General features: G+C 66.2%; 15 protein-coding genes. 6 read left to right on the top strand and 9 right to left on the bottom strand.

Going from position 1 to position 17,364, the window contains the following annotated elements; all coding sequences use genetic code 11:
* The first annotated feature begins 189 nt into the window (after positions 1 to 189).
* From INQ41_RS05840 to INQ41_RS05830, 3 genes are read left to right on the top strand one after another with little or no spacing between them, the layout of a single operon-like run.
* Complete coding sequence (locus tag INQ41_RS05840) at positions 190 to 831, top strand: sterol desaturase family protein (RefSeq protein ID WP_228076726.1); 642 nt, start codon at positions 190 to 192, stop codon at positions 829 to 831.
* On the top strand, positions 828 to 2,741 hold the full coding sequence (locus INQ41_RS05835; protein WP_193986971.1) for a 3-oxoacyl-[acyl-carrier-protein] synthase III C-terminal domain-containing protein: 1,914 nt from the start codon (positions 828 to 830) through the stop codon (positions 2,739 to 2,741). Before INQ41_RS05840 ends, INQ41_RS05835 begins: the two co-directional genes overlap by 4 nt.
* Positions 2,738 to 3,646, top strand: coding sequence for a DUF6999 family protein (locus INQ41_RS05830; RefSeq protein WP_193986970.1), 909 nt, complete (start codon positions 2,738 to 2,740; stop codon positions 3,644 to 3,646). Before INQ41_RS05835 ends, INQ41_RS05830 begins: the two co-directional genes overlap by 4 nt.
* A gap of 35 nt (positions 3,647 to 3,681) precedes the next feature.
* Here INQ41_RS05830 and INQ41_RS05825 read toward each other — a convergent pair whose 3' ends face one another.
* The 9 genes from INQ41_RS05825 to INQ41_RS05785 form a co-directional block, all read right to left on the bottom strand.
* Entirely contained in the window at positions 3,682 to 5,166 is a 1,485-nt protein-coding gene (locus INQ41_RS05825) for an amidohydrolase (protein WP_193986969.1), read from the bottom strand.
* Positions 5,167 to 5,220: 54 nt separating this feature from the next.
* On the bottom strand, positions 5,221 to 6,975 hold the full coding sequence (locus INQ41_RS05820) for an amidohydrolase family protein (RefSeq protein WP_228076725.1): 1,755 nt from the start codon (positions 6,973 to 6,975) through the stop codon (positions 5,221 to 5,223).
* A gap of 299 nt (positions 6,976 to 7,274) precedes the next feature.
* Positions 7,275 to 8,264: a S66 peptidase family protein gene (locus INQ41_RS05815; protein WP_228076723.1), complete on the bottom strand. Its 990-nt coding sequence runs from the start codon at positions 8,262 to 8,264 to the stop codon at positions 7,275 to 7,277.
* Positions 8,265 to 8,410: 146 nt separating this feature from the next.
* Positions 8,411 to 9,325: a dienelactone hydrolase family protein gene (locus tag INQ41_RS05810; protein ID WP_193986967.1), complete on the bottom strand. Its 915-nt coding sequence runs from the start codon at positions 9,323 to 9,325 to the stop codon at positions 8,411 to 8,413.
* A 58-nt stretch (positions 9,326 to 9,383) separates the two neighbouring features.
* Positions 9,384 to 10,586, bottom strand: a complete 1,203-nt coding sequence (locus INQ41_RS05805) for a hypothetical protein (protein ID WP_193986966.1) — start codon at positions 10,584 to 10,586, stop codon at positions 9,384 to 9,386.
* 160 nt (positions 10,587 to 10,746) lie between these two features.
* A complete protein-coding gene (locus tag INQ41_RS13410; protein WP_193986965.1) occupies positions 10,747 to 11,256 on the bottom strand; it encodes a LysM and BON domain-containing protein in 510 nt (169 codons plus the stop codon).
* Between the two features lie 99 nt (positions 11,257 to 11,355).
* The gene (locus INQ41_RS05795) at positions 11,356 to 12,096 is read right to left on the bottom strand and encodes a DUF5666 domain-containing protein (protein ID WP_193986964.1); all 741 of its coding nucleotides are present in this window, start codon (positions 12,094 to 12,096) and stop codon (positions 11,356 to 11,358) included.
* A gap of 89 nt (positions 12,097 to 12,185) precedes the next feature.
* A complete protein-coding gene (locus INQ41_RS05790) occupies positions 12,186 to 13,403 on the bottom strand; it encodes an extracellular catalytic domain type 1 short-chain-length polyhydroxyalkanoate depolymerase (RefSeq protein ID WP_193986963.1) in 1,218 nt (405 codons plus the stop codon).
* A gap of 105 nt (positions 13,404 to 13,508) precedes the next feature.
* Positions 13,509 to 14,411, bottom strand: a complete 903-nt coding sequence (locus INQ41_RS05785) for an acyltransferase (protein ID WP_193986962.1) — start codon at positions 14,409 to 14,411, stop codon at positions 13,509 to 13,511.
* 134 nt (positions 14,412 to 14,545) lie between these two features.
* Here INQ41_RS05785 and INQ41_RS05780 point away from each other — a divergent pair, with 134 nt between their 5' ends.
* From INQ41_RS05780 to INQ41_RS05770, 3 genes are read left to right on the top strand one after another with little or no spacing between them, the layout of a single operon-like run.
* Positions 14,546 to 15,709, top strand: a complete 1,164-nt coding sequence (locus INQ41_RS05780; RefSeq protein WP_193986961.1) for an SPFH domain-containing protein — start codon at positions 14,546 to 14,548, stop codon at positions 15,707 to 15,709.
* 21 nt (positions 15,710 to 15,730) lie between these two features.
* The gene (locus tag INQ41_RS05775; RefSeq protein ID WP_193986960.1) at positions 15,731 to 17,044 is read left to right on the top strand and encodes a TFIIB-type zinc ribbon-containing protein; all 1,314 of its coding nucleotides are present in this window, start codon (positions 15,731 to 15,733) and stop codon (positions 17,042 to 17,044) included.
* Positions 17,041 to 17,304 carry a hypothetical protein gene (locus INQ41_RS05770; protein ID WP_193986959.1) on the top strand — a complete coding sequence of 88 codons (264 nt, stop codon included), beginning with the start codon at positions 17,041 to 17,043 and terminating at the stop codon, positions 17,302 to 17,304. Before INQ41_RS05775 ends, INQ41_RS05770 begins: the two co-directional genes overlap by 4 nt.
* Positions 17,305 to 17,364 lie beyond the last annotated feature (60 nt).

The raw sequence follows: 17,364 nt of genomic DNA, 5'->3' as shown, positions 1-17,364 counted from the left end.
TTCGGGTACAAATCCAGCCAGCCAGGGACGGAACCGCGTCTGGACTTCATCGCGTTCAACCGTTTAGCACACCACTTCATCACCCTTCCGCCATGGCAGGTAGTCCTGTGGGCGACGCTCTACTTCGCGGCGCTGTACTTTCTGACTGGCGCACTCACCGGGTGGCTGACCCAGTCGCTACTGCCCCGCATGGGCCTCGGCCGAGTGCTGGATCAGCGACCGCTGCGGCCCGGGCAGCTGCGCCGCGAGATCGCTGAATCCTGCGGTTCGATCCTGCTGTTTGGCTTCGGTGCCCTGGTGCCGTGGTGGCTGCTGCGCAGCGGCTTGGCCGGGCTGGCCACTCAGACGTCAGCGCCGCGCATCGGGATCGAGTTTGCGGCCTTGTTCCTGTGGAATGAGCTGCATTTCTATCTCTGCCACCGTTTGCTGCACACACGGCCGCTGCGGCGATTTCACGCGCACCATCATCGCTCGCTGACGCCGACTCCGTTTTCCACCTACGCCTTCCATCCGGTGGAAGCCCTGCTGCTGGGCAGCGTGCCGATCCTCCCCATGCTGGTGCACGACTTCAGTCCCATCGCGCTGTTCGGCCTGCCGGTGATGAGCATCGTGCTCAACAACCTGGGACATGCGAACTACGAGTTCAGCCGCCGCGCGCCCGCCGGGGGGCCGCTCGCGGCCAGCCGGCGCCATCATCTGCATCACGCTGTCTATCACGGCAACTACGGCTTCCTGCTCGACGTGTTCGACCGTCTGGCCGGAACCACCATCGCTGCAGGCGCCGCCGACCATCTGGCCGCCCCTTCGAGCGGCAAGGACTCCCGAGAATGACCACCCGCTTCAACAACGTGTACATCACTGGTCACGCGCGCCACCTACCCGGCCCGGCGATCGACAACGCTGGGATGGATGCATTCGTCGCGCCGCTCAACCAGCTGTCCTCGCGCATCAAGCAGCGCATCCTGGGCCAGAACGGGATCACCACCCGCCACTACGGCATCAACGAAGACGGCACCACCCACACCTCGCCCGAAGCGATGGCCGCACGAGCGATCAGCGAGTGCCTGCGGGGAGCATCGAAAGGCCTGGACGCGGTCGGCATGCTTGCGACCGGGGGATGCGGCGGCGACGCCCTGCTGCCCGGCTTTGCCAACATGGTGCTGGGCGAACTCAACGGCCCGCCAATGCAGACCCTGAGCTCGCTGGGGATCTGCGCATCTGGGATCGCGGCATGGGAGGCGGCGGCGAGTGCGGTCGAGCTGGGCGCCCACGAGCATGCACTGGTGGCGGCTGCGGAAATGCCGTCGCGCTTGTTCAAGCGCTCGCGTTTTGCCGGTTGCGGCTACGACGCCGACTTCGATGCGCACTTCCTGCGCTGGATGCTGTCCGACGGTGCCGGTGCGGTGTTGTTGTCGTCCCGGCCCAGCCCGGACGCGACGCTGCGGCTGAAGTTGCGCTTCATCCATCAGCGCTCGTTTTCGGGCGACTACCCGGTGTGCATGCAATTGGGATTGTCGGCCAAGGGCGGCCGCTCCCACCTCGATTACGACCGCTGGCAGGACGCGGAAGCCGATGGTGCCCTGCTGTTGCGGCAGGACATCCGGCTGCTCCCGAACCTGTTCGACGTCTGCATCCACGAGTACGTCCGCCTGGTGCAGGACGGCCATATCCACCCGGAGCGCATCGACCATTTCCTGTGCCACTACTCATCGGAGAAGTTCGCCCCGGTGGTGGACGACCTGATGCAGAAGGCCGGCCTCGGGATCCCCCGCGAGCGCTGGTACAGCAACCTGGCGACGCGCGGCAACACCGGGGCGGCGTCGATCTTCATCATGCTCGACGAGTTCCTGCGTACCCGCGAAATCGCTGCGGGCCAACAGATCCTCTGTTTCATCCCGGAGTCCGGCCGCTTCACGGCGTCCTTCTTGCTGATCGATGTGGAGGCCGCCGAGGCGCCGCTGGCGGTTGCGGCGCCGCAAAATGCCAACGCAGCGTCGGCGGCAGCGCCGTACGCGATTGTCCCCGCGCCGCACGACCCAGCCGATGCGCCTGAAACGCTGCGGGACCTGATCGGCAAGCTGGCTGGCGTGTGGCACGACTACCGCTCGCGGGTCTGGCGCACTCCCGTCGTCAGGCGCCTGCGCGAGGGCGCCTGGACCCGTGACGACTACCTGGGGTGGATGAGCGACTGGATTCCGCAGGTGCGTGAAGGGAGTCTGTGGATGCGCGAGGGGGCCGCGAGCGTCACTGCGCCTTTTCAGCCACTGGCGGCGCTGATCGAGACGCACGCGGGGGAAGAACAGGACGATTTCGAAATCCTGTTCAGCGACTACGGCAAGGCCGGCGGTCCCGTCGCGGACATCAATCGCCTCAAGCGCAATCCCGGCGGCGAGGCCTTGAACGCCTACCTGCACGCGCTCGCCGCAACGCAGAACCCGATCGGCCTGCTGGGCGCGATCTACATCATCGAAGGCACGGGCCAGCGGATCATTCCCGCGCTGCTCCCGCTGATGAAGGCAACGCTGAAGGACGTTCCGCGCGACGCGTTCCGCTTTCTCGAGTACCACGGCGAGAATGACGAGCACCACTTGTTGCGCTGGCTGCGGGCGGTGGAAATCGCCCTGGAGCACGACAGCGACGGGCAACTGGCCACGGACATCCTGGATACGGCCAAACGCACCGCGGAGATGTACCTCATGCAGTTCCAGCACGTCAGGCCCCTGCGGGAAACCCAGGCATGAACCAGCGCTCGCCGAACTTCCTCGATAACGAACACGACCCACGTGACCCCAGCCCGTGGCTGGCGCTGTACCTGGACCAGTCCACGCCGATTGATCCGGCGGTGAAGCACGCCTGGCTGGTGGACTCCAGCTCACGCTCGCGCCAGTACGTGTTGCCCTTCATCCGTCCGTTTGCGCGGCTGGCCATCATCCTGCTGCAGATACTGAAGGTGTTCACGCCGCGAAAGCTGGCGTTTTCGCCAACGCTGCACCGGCTGCTTGCCTGGGGCATGCAGAATTTCATCCGCCCGGAGGCCAACTGGCTGATCCTGCGCCACTTCTGCATCGGTTCGCAGGCGTTGTCCTTCATCGCCGCCAATGCGCCGGTCGAGATCCAGACGACTCCGTTACGGCCGGAGAAAATCGCCGACGTCGCCCCGGACATGTATTTAGTCCACGACCTCAACCTCTACAACTTCGTCATCCGGCTCAACAGTGCGCTGCGCGCCAGCGGAAAGCAGCTCGGCAAGGTCGACGCGCCGGATTTCTCGATGATCCAGCAGCCGGATCATCTGCGGATCGAGGACATGCCCAACCGGCGCCGCAACTTCCTCGATCTGCAGAGCGCGATTGAGCTGTTCACGCCGGTCTATCAGCTGTTTCTGAGCGATGACGATTTCTGGCGGGCGACCAATTCGCTGCAGCTGGATGAAACCATCGGCATCTACGTCGCCACGATCCTTGACGCACGCGAGCACCTCGGGCTGGTCAACAACAAGCACCCGCTGGTGCCCATGTCCACCCTGCGCGCGGGCTACCGCCTGTCACTGCACGGCCTGTCGACGGAAATGCTGCACCGTCACCTGATGCGGCTGAAGGGGGCGCAGGACAGTTCGGAATTGCCGCGAGATGAAAGCGTCGGCTGAAGGGCACGCCCCCGCTTGGCAGGCGCGCGATCCGATTACTTCCGGTAGTCCAGCGGGGGGCTTTCTCGCTGCAGCAAGGGCTCATAACGGAAGTCCTTGCCGCGCCGGCGTTCAAACTCTGCTCGCGCCTGCTGCACCAGCTCAGGCTCGGAGAACAGCCGCATCGCGGCCAGTGACAACGCCTTGGCCGCCACAACGGCCCCTTTGTGGCCGATGCCCATGCCCGACGCGGCAACCGCCTGCCAGCTGTGCGCGGGCGTGCCCGGAACCCAGGTCGCTGCGCCCATGCCGACCGTGGGAACCGCCCAGCTGACATCGCCGACGTCGGTCGATCCAAAGCCGTCGCCGTCAACCGAATACGGTGCGATCTTTGCCGCTTCGCTGATATCGACCTGCTGCTCGAGATGCGTCCGCAGCTCTTTGGCGAACGCGGCATCCGCCGCGCTGTATTCCACCCCGCCCACCTGCTGCAGTGAGGAATGCATGACCTTGCCCAGGGTGTCGTTGGGCAGAAGGCTGAACACGCCGCCGGTCTGCTCGAATTCAAAGCTGGTGCCGGTGCCCAGCGCCGCGCCCTCGGCGGCGTCGGTGAGGCGCTTGAACACGCTGCGCACCACCACCGGATCGGGGTGGCGAACGTAGTAATAAGCCTCCGCCGATGCCGGCACCACGTTGGGCGCCGACCCGCCGCCGTTGCTGATGATGTAGTGGATGCGGGTTTCCTGCGGCACGTGCTCACGAAGCATGTTCGCCATGTGGTTCAGCGCTTCCACGCCATCCAGCGCAGAGCGTCCACGTTCCGGCGCCATCGCCGCGTGCGAGGCCTGGCCGCTGAAGCGGAACTTGCCGCTGATGTTTGCCAGGCTGATGCTCTGCGCGGCGGAATTCCGCGAGTTCGGGTGCCAGTGCAGCGCCACGTCGACGTCCTTGAACAGTCCGTCGCGGACCATGTACACCTTGCCCGAGCCGCCCTCCTCGGCCGGCGTGCCGAATACCCGGATCTCGCCCTCGGTGCCACTGCTGTCGAGCCATTCCTTCAACGCCACCGCCGCGCCCACCGTGCCGGCGCCAAACAGGTTATGCCCGCAGGCGTGCCCCGGATCCTGGCCGGCGATGGCCTGCCGCCGCGGCACCGCGGCCTGTGACATTCCCGGCAGCGCGTCCATTTCCGCCAGCAGTCCGATCACCGTTCCCTTGCCGCGCTTGCCGGCGGTCGCCACGAAGGCTGTCGGCATCCCGGCCACCCCGGCCTCGATCTGGAAACCGTGGGCGCGCAACTCCTCCTGCATCAATGCCGATGATGCGTTTTCCAGATAGCCCAGCTCGGGTTGCTGCCACATCTGGTCGGCCATGCGGATGATCTGCGGTGCATAGGCGTCCAGGCGCTGCAACATCGGCTGGCCCTGTGCGGCCGTGGTGCCCGCGGGGGCAGCATCGGCATTGGCGGGGTCGAGCTGTCCGGCGACGGCCGCGCCCTGCAGTGCCAGTGCGGCGAAGAGTGCCACGGCTGTCTTGCTCATCAAATTCACATGTCGCTCCTGGTGGTGGCCACAGCAAAAATACGAGCGAACGGCTCAGTAGAACCGCACATTGTCGAGTTCAAACCACGGCATCTTCGCGCCGTCCCCTTCAACGATGAACTGCAGATCCGTGGCATCGTCGCCGCGCCATGGCCGGTCCTCACCCTCGACCACCCGATAGGGCGCGTACTCCAGCTGCCTGAAATCGACGCTGACCTGCTGCCACTGCGGCTGCACGCTGATCGCAGTCTTCCATCGCCCGCCTTCCAGGCCTTTGAGCATCAGCGCGTGGCTTCCGTCTTCGCCGCGGATGTCGAAACGCACGCCGCGATAGCCGCGCAGGTCTACCGGCTTTACCGAACCTCGGCTCAATGGCAGCACCACCGCGGCGTAGGCGCGATCCTTGCTGGACATTCGTGCCATGGTCCGCAGCGCGTGCCCGCCGCCGTCCCGCACCACGACCCGGGTCAATTGCCAGGTGCGGTCGTTGCCGCCGTCATTGTCGTCGGTGCGCAGTGTGTCCAGCGCCGTGCGCTCGTCCGCGCGCTCGAAATCATCCACCAGCGGACCCACGACCCCCGGCTGCGGGTATGGGCGCGCGTTGCTGGCCGGCAGTTGCACGCCCGGGCCGAGCACCAGTCGACCGTCCAGCCAGACGCGGCTGAGCTTCTTGATGTCCTGGATGTTTTCCCAAGGTTTGCCGTCCACGAGCAGCAGGTCGGCGCGCTGGCCCTTGGCGATGCGGCCGCGATCGTCCTGCAAGCCCATGGCTGCCGCGCTGGTCGCGGTCCCTGCCTGCAGTGCCTCGGCCGGGGTCAATCCCGCCTGGACGAGCAGTTCCAGCTCGCGCAAGGTGGCCGCGCCGTGGGGCGTGCCCGGCATGCCGGCGTCGGTGCCGAGCGCTATGGGTACGCCGGCGTCATGCAGCACGCGAACGTTTTCCATCGCGTTGCGGAAATTGCGCTGGCGGCTCAAAAACGCGGGCGACTCGGGATCGGCCGGCGGCGAACTGCCCATCTTGACCGGCTCGTAGACCGCCAGCGTCGGCGCGTAGAACGTAGCACCGGCCTTCAGCCGCGCGATGGTGTCTGCATCCACCACGCGGTCCTGGATGCTGTGGGCGATCAGGTCGACCTTCGCCTCGCCGGCCCATCCCGCCCGTTCCGCGGTGACGGTGTGGGTGGCGACCTTGAGTCCGTTGGCGTGCGCCTCCTCGACCAGCGCCGTCAACGTCCACGGATCCATGCTGGTGTTGTCGGGCATGTGGCCGTAGCGCCAGCCATCGGTGAACACCTTGATCATGTCGGGCTTGTACGGCGCCAGCTCGCGGACGGCAAGGCGCGCCGCATCCGGCGAATTCACCCATCGCGTGGTCGCCGTGTCGGCCCAGTCGGCACCGTGACCGAGGGGCGTGCTCATGCGCGCGGCAAAATTGACATGCGGAGCGGCGGCCATGCTGCCCAGCCATTCGCGCCGGGGCGCATAGGATTCGGGCGCCTGGTGGAAATCGTTGACGGTGGTGACTCCCGCCGCCAGATAGACCCCCGACAAGACCGCGCTGGAGGACGGGCTGGAGTTGGGCGTCCAGTGCGTATGCAGGTCGAACAGCCCCGGCATCAGCGTCTTGCCGTCTGCATCGATCACCAGCGCGCGTTTGGGCACCTTCAGATCGGGGCCCACGTCGACGATGCGCTGGTCGCGGATCAGCACTGTCGCCGGATAGGCGGACCTCCCGGTCCCATCAAAGACCAGCGCGTTGGTGATTGCGGTCGTCTGACCGGTGTCGCGAGCCAAGACGGCGCCCGACATTCCAACGGCCAGCAGGAGCGCGAGCGATGCCGCCCTCCACGCGTTCGAGTACTTCCCCATGCAACTCCCCTTCAACCACGAAGGCCCGCATCGGCGGGCCGTTTTTCTGGTGGATCGCCAACATGCGGATCAATTTAACAGCGAATCCGAGTTGCGTCCGTTGCCGGGCACGGCCGTTCGAGCGGGGGCGATATGCCGCGGACGTCCCGGCGCGGACGGGGTTTCGAGGTCGAGTCTGCGGACGATATCTGGCCTGATCACGATCGCCACTGCAGGCAGGCCGCGATGATCGACAGGAGTCAGGCCGCGAACACCGGCTCCAGCATGCGGAAGGTGCCGGCATCGGCGTCCATCTCTACCAATCCGCCCACCGGCACGATGAACTGCTGGCGGATATGCCCGATCATCGCGCCCCGGTAGGCCGGGATCTTCAGCGGCTTGAGATGATCATCGAGGATCTGCGCCAGCGTCAGCGAGCCGTATCCGTTGCCGGGCTCGCAATCGCTGCACTCGCCGAAGATCACCCCGGCGACACCGTCCAGCGCGCCCATCAGTTTCAGCGTGGTGAGCATGCGATCGATGCGGTACGGCGCCTCGGAGACGTCCTCGAGGAACAGGATCTTGCCGGTGAAATCCGGCAGGTACGGCGATCCCGCCAGGGCCACCAGCACCGACAGGTTGCCACCGACAAGCTCGCCGGAAGCCTTGCCGCCAGTGACGGTGACGGTGCGGTTGCGACGCTGTACCAGCTCATCGCCGGCGTCCTGCACATTGCGGTACTGCATGAGTTCGCGCTTGAAGAAGACGCGCTCGAACTGGTCGACGTTGAAGCCGTTCCAGCTGCCGGAGCCATTGGGCCCGTGGAAGGTCACCAGGCCGGTCCGCGCGTGGATCGCGTTGTGCAGCGCGGTGATATCCGAATACCCCAGCAGTGCCTTGGGGTTGCGGCCGATCGCCTCGTAATCCAGCAGTGGCAGCAGCCGAGCCGCTCCCGAGCCGCCACGCGTGGCGATGACGGCCCTGACTTCGGGGTCGGAAAACATGGCGTTGATGTCACCTGCCCGCTCCTCGTCCGTCCCTGCCAGGTGACCCCGTCGCTGCGCGTAGTGCGCGCCGGTCTTGACCTTGAATCCGAGGGCTTCCATGACCTCCCGCGCCAGCTGCAGGTCGAACTCGTCATTGAGTGCAGACGAGGGGCTGACCAGTCCGACCCAGTCGCCTTTTTTCAGCGGTACTGGCAGCAACTTGCCAGGCGCCGGCGCCCGGGCCGAAGCGTTGACCGCCAGCATGTTTGCCGCCATCGCGTTCGCAGAGCCCAGGAATGGCAGAAGAAGTGCAGCGCCGGCTGCGTGCCCCAGAAACTGTCGCCTTTGCATGCTGCTGCCCGCCGATCAGAGTGCGGGCGAGCGTAGCAAACCGCCCCGGGAGCGACAATTCAACCGGGCTTCGCTTCCGGAATCAGGGTGCGCCGGAACAGCGCGAGCGTCCGCTTCCACGCTTCGGCCGCCGCCGCCTCGTCGTAGCGCGGCGTCGTGTCGTTGTTGAAGCCGTGCTGCGTCCCCGCTGGCTGGTAGAGCTCGTACTGCACCCCGGCCTTCTTGAGGGCCGCTTCGTACGCCGCCCACGCGCCGTTGACGCGCTCATCGTTCGCGGCCAGGACCACCAGCAGGTCGGCCTTGATGTTGGGCACATCCTCAAGCGGTGGCGGACTGCCGTAGAACGGCGCGGCTGCGCGCAGATGCGGCAGTTGCGTGGCGAGGAAATTGGCGATGCCGCCGCCGTAGCAGAACCCGACCACGCCGATGCGGCCGTTGCCGCCATCGATCGACTGCAGCAGGGTCGCCGCCGCGATGAAGTCCTGGCGGGTTCTGGTCTGGTCGAGCTTGGCGAACTCGGCGCGCGCCCTGTCTTCGTCACCGGGGTAACCGCCGTGCGGAAACAGCGCGTCGGGAGCGAAGGCGATGAATCCCTCCAGCGCCAGACGACGGGTGACGTCCTCGATATGCGGATTCAGGCCGCGGTTCTCGTGCACCACCAGCACGACCGGCAACGGACCGGACGCATTTGCCGGACGGACCAGATAACCGCGACCGGTGCCATAACCCTTGGGCGACGAGAACTCCAGGTATTCCGCCCGCAACCGATCGTCATCGGGTTTTACCTGCTGGGCTGCGGCAAAGCGCGGGGCCAGCGCCGCCAGCAGACCCGCCGCGGTGGTCGCCCCGACCGCAAAGCGCGCCGCGCCGGTCAGGAAGCCGCGCCGGTCCAGTTGCCCATGCACGTACCGGTCGAAAAGCCGGAGGACTTCCGGATCGAAATCGTCAGCCGTCTTGCGGGGAGGTGCGGTCATGGGAACCTCGCTGCGGGGGTTCCCGTGACAATAAACCCCGATCAGCGCGGCGTCACCGTCAGAACTTGTGCGACACCCGTACGTAGAGATCGCGATCCACGCGCGCGCGCGTGCCGGCCGGATGCTCGAGCTCGCGGCGCTCGCGGACCCGTGCCTCCATCGAGGTCTTCGGCAGGAACTGCCACTGGTACCTCACCTCCACCGAGCTGTCATTGGGCCGATAGTCCGGCGAGATCAGCCAGCCCGCATCTGCGCGGCCGATGGCCAGGCCGATGTTGTGCCTGGGCGCGAAGTCATACACGCTCGCCTGGACCTGCCATGCGAGCCCCCCGGTATCGCCGTTGCCGCCCGTGCCACTGACCGCGTCGAGCGGGGTTTCCATGGCGTAACCGACCTCGGCGCCGGTGACGAACTTCGCGCCTGTCGCGCCCATCGGCCACTCGGCGGCAATGCGCGCATCGACCGTCACGTAGTCCTGCCGCGACGGATCGCCCAGGCCACGGTCGGCCAGACTGTCGGGCATCCAGGTCAGCGACAGCATGCGCTGGGTGATGGCACCGACGCGCTGCTTGTTTTCCATGCCCAGGAACAGCGTCGCGCGACTGCTACTGTCGCTGAAATCCAGCGGCGCAGCGGTCACGCTGCTGCTTCCCTTGGCGTCCTGGTACTGGGCGATCACGTGGCCACGCCATCCGCCGGCGACGGGCATGTCCAGGTGCACGCCGTCGGTCCAGTTCACTCCGATGTTGGGGCTGTCGTTGCGGTCCAGCCCCTTGGAGGCGACACCCGGAACCGCAAACGCGGTCTGCATGCGGCCCACCTTGAAGCGCAGCCCGTCATCGGGCGCCTGATAGCCGAAGTAGGCCTCGTCCAGGGTGATGTCGCCGAAATCCGCACCCCCGCGGGTAGGCGCGTAGCTGTGCAGGTAGACGTCGAGATCGTCCTGCTCGCTGCTGAAGCGGCCCGCAACGCGCGTGCGGAAGCGCCACGTCTCGTTGAGGCTGCGCTCGAAGGCCAGGCGCAGACGCGCGTTGAACGCATCCTCGTCGGATTCGGTTCCGTCACGCGCCGTCCGCTCGCTGGCGAAGTAACCGCCGCGGAAGTCGCCGCTGAATTGCCAGCCAGCGTCATCGGCTGGAGCGGGTGCGGCGCTGGCGGCGAAACTGCCCGCCAATGCAGATCCAGCGACCAGCAGCGCGACGCGGATCGCCGGACCCAGGGCTTTCTTGCGGGGGCGACAATCGGAAGTGCGGGGAGACATGACGTGATTACCTCGTGGGGAGAAGAGTCCAGGCACGCATCCAATCATCATTTGGGCGTGGCCGTACTGACGTGGATCAACATCCACCGTTCCAGCCCGGACACCCCACAGGAAAACAGCCGGTAGCCCGGCTGTCTCGATCGAAGAACCAGCGCCTGGACTACTGCTGCGGAGGAACCCGCAGGACCTGGCCCGGGTAGATCTTGTCGGGGTCCGTCAGCATCGGCTTGTTGGCTTCGAAAATCTGCGGGTACTTGCTCGCGTCGCCGTACATCTCCTTGGCGATTTTGGACAGCGAGTCACCGGACTTCACCGTGTAGGTGCGCGATGCCCATCCCGTAGCCTCGGCAGTCGTGCTTGCGGGCGAAGCGGGCTGCGTCGCGGTTGTGGCCGGTGCAGCGGCGACCGGCGCCGGGGTCGCATGCAATACCTGGATCCGGTCCTCGACGTTGCTGATGCCATCGATGTTGCCGGCGATGAGCACGGCTTTCTCGCGTGTCGCGGTGTCGGCAGCGGTGCCGGTCAGCGTGGCCCTGTCGCCGTCCACCTCGACCTTGATGCCACTGATCCCGTACTTGGCGAGGTGCTTTTCAATGGCCGACTCGCGACGCGCCTCACCCGGCTTGAAGATCTTTTCGCCAGCGTTCTTTACAAAGTCAATGATATTCATGTGGGGCTCTTGCATTGCGGAAGCGACAATCTTGCAGAGCGCTCGTGAGCTTGGAATCAATATTGCCGCCGCATGGCCGGTATATTCAGCGACTGTGCGTCACCAGCGGCCAACCGAACGCTCCACCACGATCCGCTCCGCCAGCCACTGGTTGTTGCCGACGCGGCGCGCCTGGATGCGCACCTGGTCGCCGCGCTGCAGGTTCTCGGGGCGGTAGCCGCGGCCCTGGTATTCCACCGTCGTGCGGGCGTCGTAGGAGACCTGTTGGTTGTTGCCGTAGCCGACGCCGTCGAGGCGGATCAGGCGCGCGCGCGTGTCGACGTAGTTGACCGAACCGCGCAGGTCGTTGCCCTGGCCAACGCCGTAGGGGTCGTCGCCGTAGCCACCGCCATAGCCGCTGTCGCGAACGTTGCGCACGACCTCGATCGATCGGGCCCAGAGCTCGCGCCCGGACGGGGCGGTTTCGATGCGGATCACATCGCCACGCTCCAGACCGTCGACCGGGTGCTGCCGGCCCTGGTAGAACAGGCGGGTGTTCCGGTCGTAGCGCAGATCGGTCCGCTGCCTGCGTCCCGTGCGCGGATCATCAATGACCACCGATAGACGGCCGTAACGCGGATCCACGCTATCGACCGTACCCAGCAGTTGGCTGCCGTACTGGGCCGGGTATTGGGACGGGTACCCGGGGGCTGGGGACTCGTAGCCGCCGGGCACGCCGTAACCACCCTGGTTGCCGTAGCCGCCTTGCGACCCGTAGGCGCCAGGCGTCACGCAACCGGCCAGCAGCATCAACATGCCCGCGGCCAACAACATGGCGATGGTCCGGATTTGCTGCTTCATGGCGCACTCCCGATGACAGGTGACGTCATTTGGACCCATTGATGGTGAACGCCGCGTGGCTCATGCCGTCGACCGGGTTGCCGCGGGAGTCAACCGTTGCCGGCCCCGGTGTGCCGGAGGAAGAACCGCAGCATCTCAGCCGAGGCATCCGGGCCGCTGGCATCGGTGAAACTGCCCGCGGGATTTCCTCCGCTCCACGCGTGCCCTGCACCATGCAGGTCCCACAACTCGACAATCGGCAGGCCCGAGTCGTCCGCGTGGATCTGCCGGGTGTAGGCCCGCCCGCCGGCCTCGGCTTGCACGGATGCGGAAGCAAGCCGGTCGGACGGTTCGTGCGATCCGAGGATGTCGTCGACGATCGCCTGGCCATTGCTGGCGTTCACGGTGCGATCGGCGTCGCCGTGGAAGACGATGGTGGGAATGGGAACGGCCCGAGCTGACCGGCGGGCAGCAGCGGCGTTCGACTTCGCCCCTGCACCGGGCGTGGCTGCCCTGCCCTGCATCGCCGCAAAGGCCCCAGACATGTCCGTGGCCGCTGCGAACGGCAGACCCGAGTGGGCGCCCACCGCGGCAAACACGTCCGGATACGTGCGCCCCAGGATCACCGCCATCGCAGCGCCCGCAGAGAGCCCGGCGACGTAGACGCGAGCCTGGTCGACCCGGTGGTCGGCCGCGATATCGGCAACGATCCCGGCGAGAATCGACGGCTCGCCGGCGCCGCGCGCCTGATCCTGGCCGCGGAACCAGTTCCAGCAGTTGGACCCGTTCGCGCGTGCGGTCTGCGCCGGGTACGCCACCAGCATGCCGAACTGGTCTGCCAGCGCATTCATGCCGGTCCCGGTGGCGAAGTCGGCGGGGTCCTGGGTGCAGCCGTGCAGCATCAACACCAGCGGCGCCGGGGTGGCCAGGTCGAGGCCGGGCGGAACGTAAAGCAGGTATGTGCGGGTGCCGGCGGCGTTCGTGTAGCTGCGTTCGAGCGTAATCCCGGCTGGCGCTTTGAACTGGCCCGCCGCGCCCGGTGTCTTCGTGGCCGAACGCGCGGGCGGCGCCGGCGGAATGCGGCTTGCGCTCGGCGTATCGGTGGGAGTGAAGCGCGCTGCCAGGTCAGACATGGCGGGCACGGCAGGCACGCCACCGGCGAAAGCCGGGGCAGCATTCTTGTCGCGCTGCGGGAGCAGACCAGCAGACGTCAGCGCCTGGTTGATCGTCGCCGCGATATCGAGCGCAGGTTTCCGGCGGTCGCCGGATACGACGGCCCGCGGTGTGGCACGGCGGACGCGCGAGAGGAAGCTTTCAGGTGGTTTCAACACGAACTCCGGGATCAGGCGATGCGCCTGCTGCAGTGCAGCATACGGCTTGGCCGTGAACGCCGGGTCGCTCTCCGTCGCGCCTCTGGCGGGTCCGCAGAGCCGCTAATCGTCAGCGACCGCGTCCAGCGTGCCACCCAGCAGCGCGCCAAGGTCCTGATCCTTCTCCTGCCACAGGCCGTTGATCCAGTGCTGGAAGCGGATGCGAAACGCGCGGTCGTTTTTGTAATCGCCACCCAACAGGTCTTCCGGGATGGCGCGTTGTCGCACCAGCACCTGCACCTCGGGCACGCGGTCGGCCACCAGATCCATCAAAGACGGTTGTCCGGCCGGATAGGCGATGGTGATGTCGAGGATCGCGTGCAGCCCCTGCCCCATTGCGTCGAGCACAAACGCCACGCCGCCGGACTTGGGTTTGAGCAGGTGACGGTAGGGTGAGCCCTGCTTGGCGTGCTTGGCCGGGGTGAAACGTGTGCCCTCCACGAAGTTCATGATCGACACCGGGATCTCGCGGAACTTCTCGCAGGCGCGGCGGGTGGTCTCGATATCGCGACCCGCCAGCTCGGGGCGTCGCGCGATCTGCTTGGGCGTATGCCGCCCCATGAAGGGAAAATCCAGCGCCCACCACGCCAGTCCGAGCAGCGGCACCCAGAACAGCTGACGCTTCAGGAAGAACCGCAGCAACGGAATGCGCCGGTTGAACACCTTCTGCAGCACGATGATGTCCACCCAGCTCTGGTGGTTGGCCAGCACCAGGTAATGGCCGTCCCGCTGCAGGACCCCATCGTGCTGGACCTCGAAGCGCGTCTTGAAGAACCGCGACACGATCCAGCTGTTGATGCCGATCCAGCTTTCCGCGATGCCGGTCAGCAAGGGATTGCTGGCCTTGCGCAGGCGGTCGATCGGCAGCACGGCCTTGATCACCGCCACCGCCAGCAACGGCACCACATGCACGACGGTGCTGAGGGCTACCAGCAGGAAGATGAAGGCAATGCGCAACGGGACCATGCAGGGTCAGGTGTGTCGAGGGATCCCTATTGTGGCTGCAAACCGCCGCGCGCGACTCCGGCGTTTATCGGGGAATGTATAGTTCGGCAGATACGGCGGGCACGGTGCCCGCCCATGAATCGCGGAGAATCGGCATGGGTCTTGTGCAGGCAGTGGTGGGTGCGGTGGGCAGTGCGCTGGCGGACCAGTGGAAGGATTTCTACACGATTCCCGACGGCCTGCCGGCGACGGCGGCGTTGTTTGCCGCGGTACCGCGCGGCACCAACGCCGGTCGCGGCTCCAACACCCGCGGCTCGGAAAACATCATCACCAACGGCTCGAAGATCATCGTCCCGGAAGGATACGGGCTGCTGCTTTTCCAGGACGGCGCGATCACCGGATTCGCCGCCGAGCCGGGCGGTTACGAGTGGCGCTCGGACCATCTGGACTCCCAGTCGATCTTCGCCGGCAACGGCATCGTCTCCCCGCTGATCAAGCAGAGCTGGGAGCGCTTCAAGTTTGGCGGCCAGCCCGGATCGCAGCAGGCTGCGTTCTTCGTCTCGCTGAAGGAACTGCCCGAGAACCGCTTCGGCACCCAGTCGGAAATCTACTGGGACGACGGCTTCCTGGGCACCCAGGTCGGCGCGGTGACGCGCGGTTCCTACACGCTGAAGATCGTCGATCCGATCCTGTTCGTGAAGAATTTCGTCCCGGCGCGATACCTGCAGACCGGCGAGGTGTTCGATTTCACCGACATGGACAATGCCGCCGCCGGCCAGCTGTTCAATGAAGTGGTCGGCTCGCTCGCGCCGGCGTTCAGCCTGTACACCAACGATCCCGCCAAGGGCAATCGCATCACCAAGCTGCAGCAGGATTCGCTCGGGTTCGCCCAGAGCCTGTCGGTCGCGGTCGAGAACGCGTACCAGTGGAAGTCCGATCGCGGCCTGGCGATCGTCAAGACCGCCATTGTCTCCATCGAGTACGACGAGAACACGCGGGAATTGCTCAAGACCGTGCAGCGTGCCGATGCGCTGGCCGGTTCGCGCGGCAACTCCAACCTGCAGGCCAGCGTCGCCGCCGGCATGCAGTCGGCCGGCGAAAACAGCGGTGCAGCCGGGATCATGGGCCTGGGCATGGCGTCGGGAATGATGGGCGGCATGGGCAGCCTGCAGCAGCCGGTGACGCCCGCCGCCCCGGCGGCACCCGCCGCTGCCGACGATCCCATCGCCAGGCTGACCAAGGCCAAGGAAATGCTCGATCTGGGCCTGATCACCCAGGCCGACTACGACGCGGCCAAGACCAAGGCGCTCGGTCTGTAAGCGGCGTTCCCGGAAGCGCCCATGTCCAGGCCTGATAACTCCTCCGCGCCGGAGGCTGCGCCCACCGGACCCGGCTCGCCGCGGGACGTGCCGCCGGCGCCGGGCAGTTTTCCGATCGATCCGGAGACGCTGCCCGACCCGATCCGCGACGAGGTGCTGGCGCCCGACCCCATCGCCATCAACACCTCCGCCGAGGAGCTCAAGGACGGCCTCAACCGCTGTCCGAAATGCGGCTCCACCGAGATCCGCCAGAAGCCCGGCAGCGACCTGCTCGTCTGCCTTTACTGCCGCAACGAATGGCACGGCCAGCGGGTGGAGGAGGAGTTCGGGCTCGGCACCGGGCTGGATGACCTGGAAGGCACGATCATCGCGTCGGGCGCGCAGAACATCGCGGCCGATGCCGCCAGCCTGATGAGCTTCAAGTGCACCGGCTGCGGTGCCGAGGTCACGATCAATACCGACAACGCGATGACCGCGCGCTGCCACTGGTGCCGGCACGTCTTCGGCGTCAACGAGCAGGTGGCCAACGGTGCGGTGCCGGACGCGGTCCTGCCCTTCCACATCAAGAAGGACGACGCGGTCGCCCGCATCCGCCAGTTCGTGGACAAGCGCCGCATGTTCGCGCTGAAGGAATTCAAGGACGAGTTCACCCCGGAGAACGTCATCGGCGTGTACCTGCCGTACATGATCGTGGACGGCAAGGCGAGCGTGGATGTCGCCGGCCAGGGCGAGATCGAGACACGCCGCTACACGCGCCAGAACGGCAAGCAGAAGACGACCTACTACGATGCCGACGTCTACCAGGTCGAGCGGCATGTCGACTTCACGGTCGATGACCTGCCGCTGGAGTCGTCCACCGAGCGCGGCAACCTGGACACGGCCGCCAACACCAACAACATCATCAACACGATCCTGCCGTTCGACACCAAGAACGCGGTGAAATGGAACGCCTCCTTCCTGTCCGGCTTCAGCTCCGAGAAGCGCGACCGCGACGTGGACCACCTGCACCCGCGCCTGGAGGATCAGCTGCTGTCGATCGCCCGGGCCCAGATCGAGAAATCCGTGGGCCGCTACGATCGCGGCGTGCGCTGGGACGAGGAGGACGTGCAGGTGCACGGCTCGCGATGGGTGTCGATGTACCTGCCGGTATGGCTGTACTCCTACCAGCAGCCCGGCAGGAACGGCGGCATGCTCCACTACATCGCCGTGAACGGGCGCACCGGCGAGACGATGGGCAGCGTGCCGGTTCAGCAGTGGAAACTGTTGCTGGCCGCGCTCACCGTGGGCACCTTCATTGAAGGCTTCGTCATCACTTTCCTGGCATTCGCATCATGAGCGACGACAGCGGACTCTGGCTGCTCTCCCTCGGCCCCGCAGGCGCTGCGGGACTGTACTGGGCGCTCTACCGTTTCTACCGCAACACCGACAAGTCGCACGCGTTCGAGCACGAGACGGCGGTGGAGGCCAAGCCGGTGACCGGCTCCGACCACAAGATCAACGAGATCAAGGGCACCCAGCAGACCCGCATCAATGGCGACAACGTGCGTGCCTACCGCAAGCGGGTCCGCCGCCTGCGCCGTCGTGACCCCGGATAGCTGACCGATTAACGGACCAACCGCTACCCTGAGCCTCTTTGTGCAAACAGCGCGAGGCAA

It is taken from the genome of Lysobacter ciconiae (assembly GCF_015209725.1).
In the GTDB taxonomy this organism is placed as follows: Bacteria; Pseudomonadota; Gammaproteobacteria; order Xanthomonadales; family Xanthomonadaceae; genus Novilysobacter; species Novilysobacter ciconiae.
This window is presented reverse-complemented; position numbering and strand designations above follow the sequence as displayed.

Coding starts and splice junctions, on each gene's coding strand:
- INQ41_RS05815 (WP_228076723.1), bottom strand. CDS start 8,264: ATGCTGGCGGTCAACGCTTCGGCCCGGGCGCCGGCGCCTGGCAAGTTG.
- INQ41_RS05830 (WP_193986970.1), top strand. CDS start 2,738: ATGAACCAGCGCTCGCCGAACTTCCTCGATAACGAACACGACCCACGT.
- INQ41_RS05785 (WP_193986962.1), bottom strand. CDS start 14,411: ATGGTCCCGTTGCGCATTGCCTTCATCTTCCTGCTGGTAGCCCTCAGC.
- INQ41_RS05780 (WP_193986961.1), top strand. CDS start 14,546: ATGGGTCTTGTGCAGGCAGTGGTGGGTGCGGTGGGCAGTGCGCTGGCG.
- INQ41_RS05805 (WP_193986966.1), bottom strand. CDS start 10,586: ATGTCTCCCCGCACTTCCGATTGTCGCCCCCGCAAGAAAGCCCTGGGT.
- INQ41_RS05810 (WP_193986967.1), bottom strand. CDS start 9,325: ATGACCGCACCTCCCCGCAAGACGGCTGACGATTTCGATCCGGAAGTC.
- INQ41_RS05825 (WP_193986969.1), bottom strand. CDS start 5,166: ATGAGCAAGACAGCCGTGGCACTCTTCGCCGCACTGGCACTGCAGGGC.
- INQ41_RS13410 (WP_193986965.1), bottom strand. CDS start 11,256: ATGAATATCATTGACTTTGTAAAGAACGCTGGCGAAAAGATCTTCAAG.
- INQ41_RS05840 (WP_228076726.1), top strand. CDS start 190: ATGGGCCTCGGCCGAGTGCTGGATCAGCGACCGCTGCGGCCCGGGCAG.
- INQ41_RS05795 (WP_193986964.1), bottom strand. CDS start 12,096: ATGAAGCAGCAAATCCGGACCATCGCCATGTTGTTGGCCGCGGGCATG.
- INQ41_RS05820 (WP_228076725.1), bottom strand. CDS start 6,975: ATGTCGGGCGCCGTCTTGGCTCGCGACACCGGTCAGACGACCGCAATC.
- INQ41_RS05835 (WP_193986971.1), top strand. CDS start 828: ATGACCACCCGCTTCAACAACGTGTACATCACTGGTCACGCGCGCCAC.
- INQ41_RS05775 (WP_193986960.1), top strand. CDS start 15,731: ATGTCCAGGCCTGATAACTCCTCCGCGCCGGAGGCTGCGCCCACCGGA.
- INQ41_RS05770 (WP_193986959.1), top strand. CDS start 17,041: ATGAGCGACGACAGCGGACTCTGGCTGCTCTCCCTCGGCCCCGCAGGC.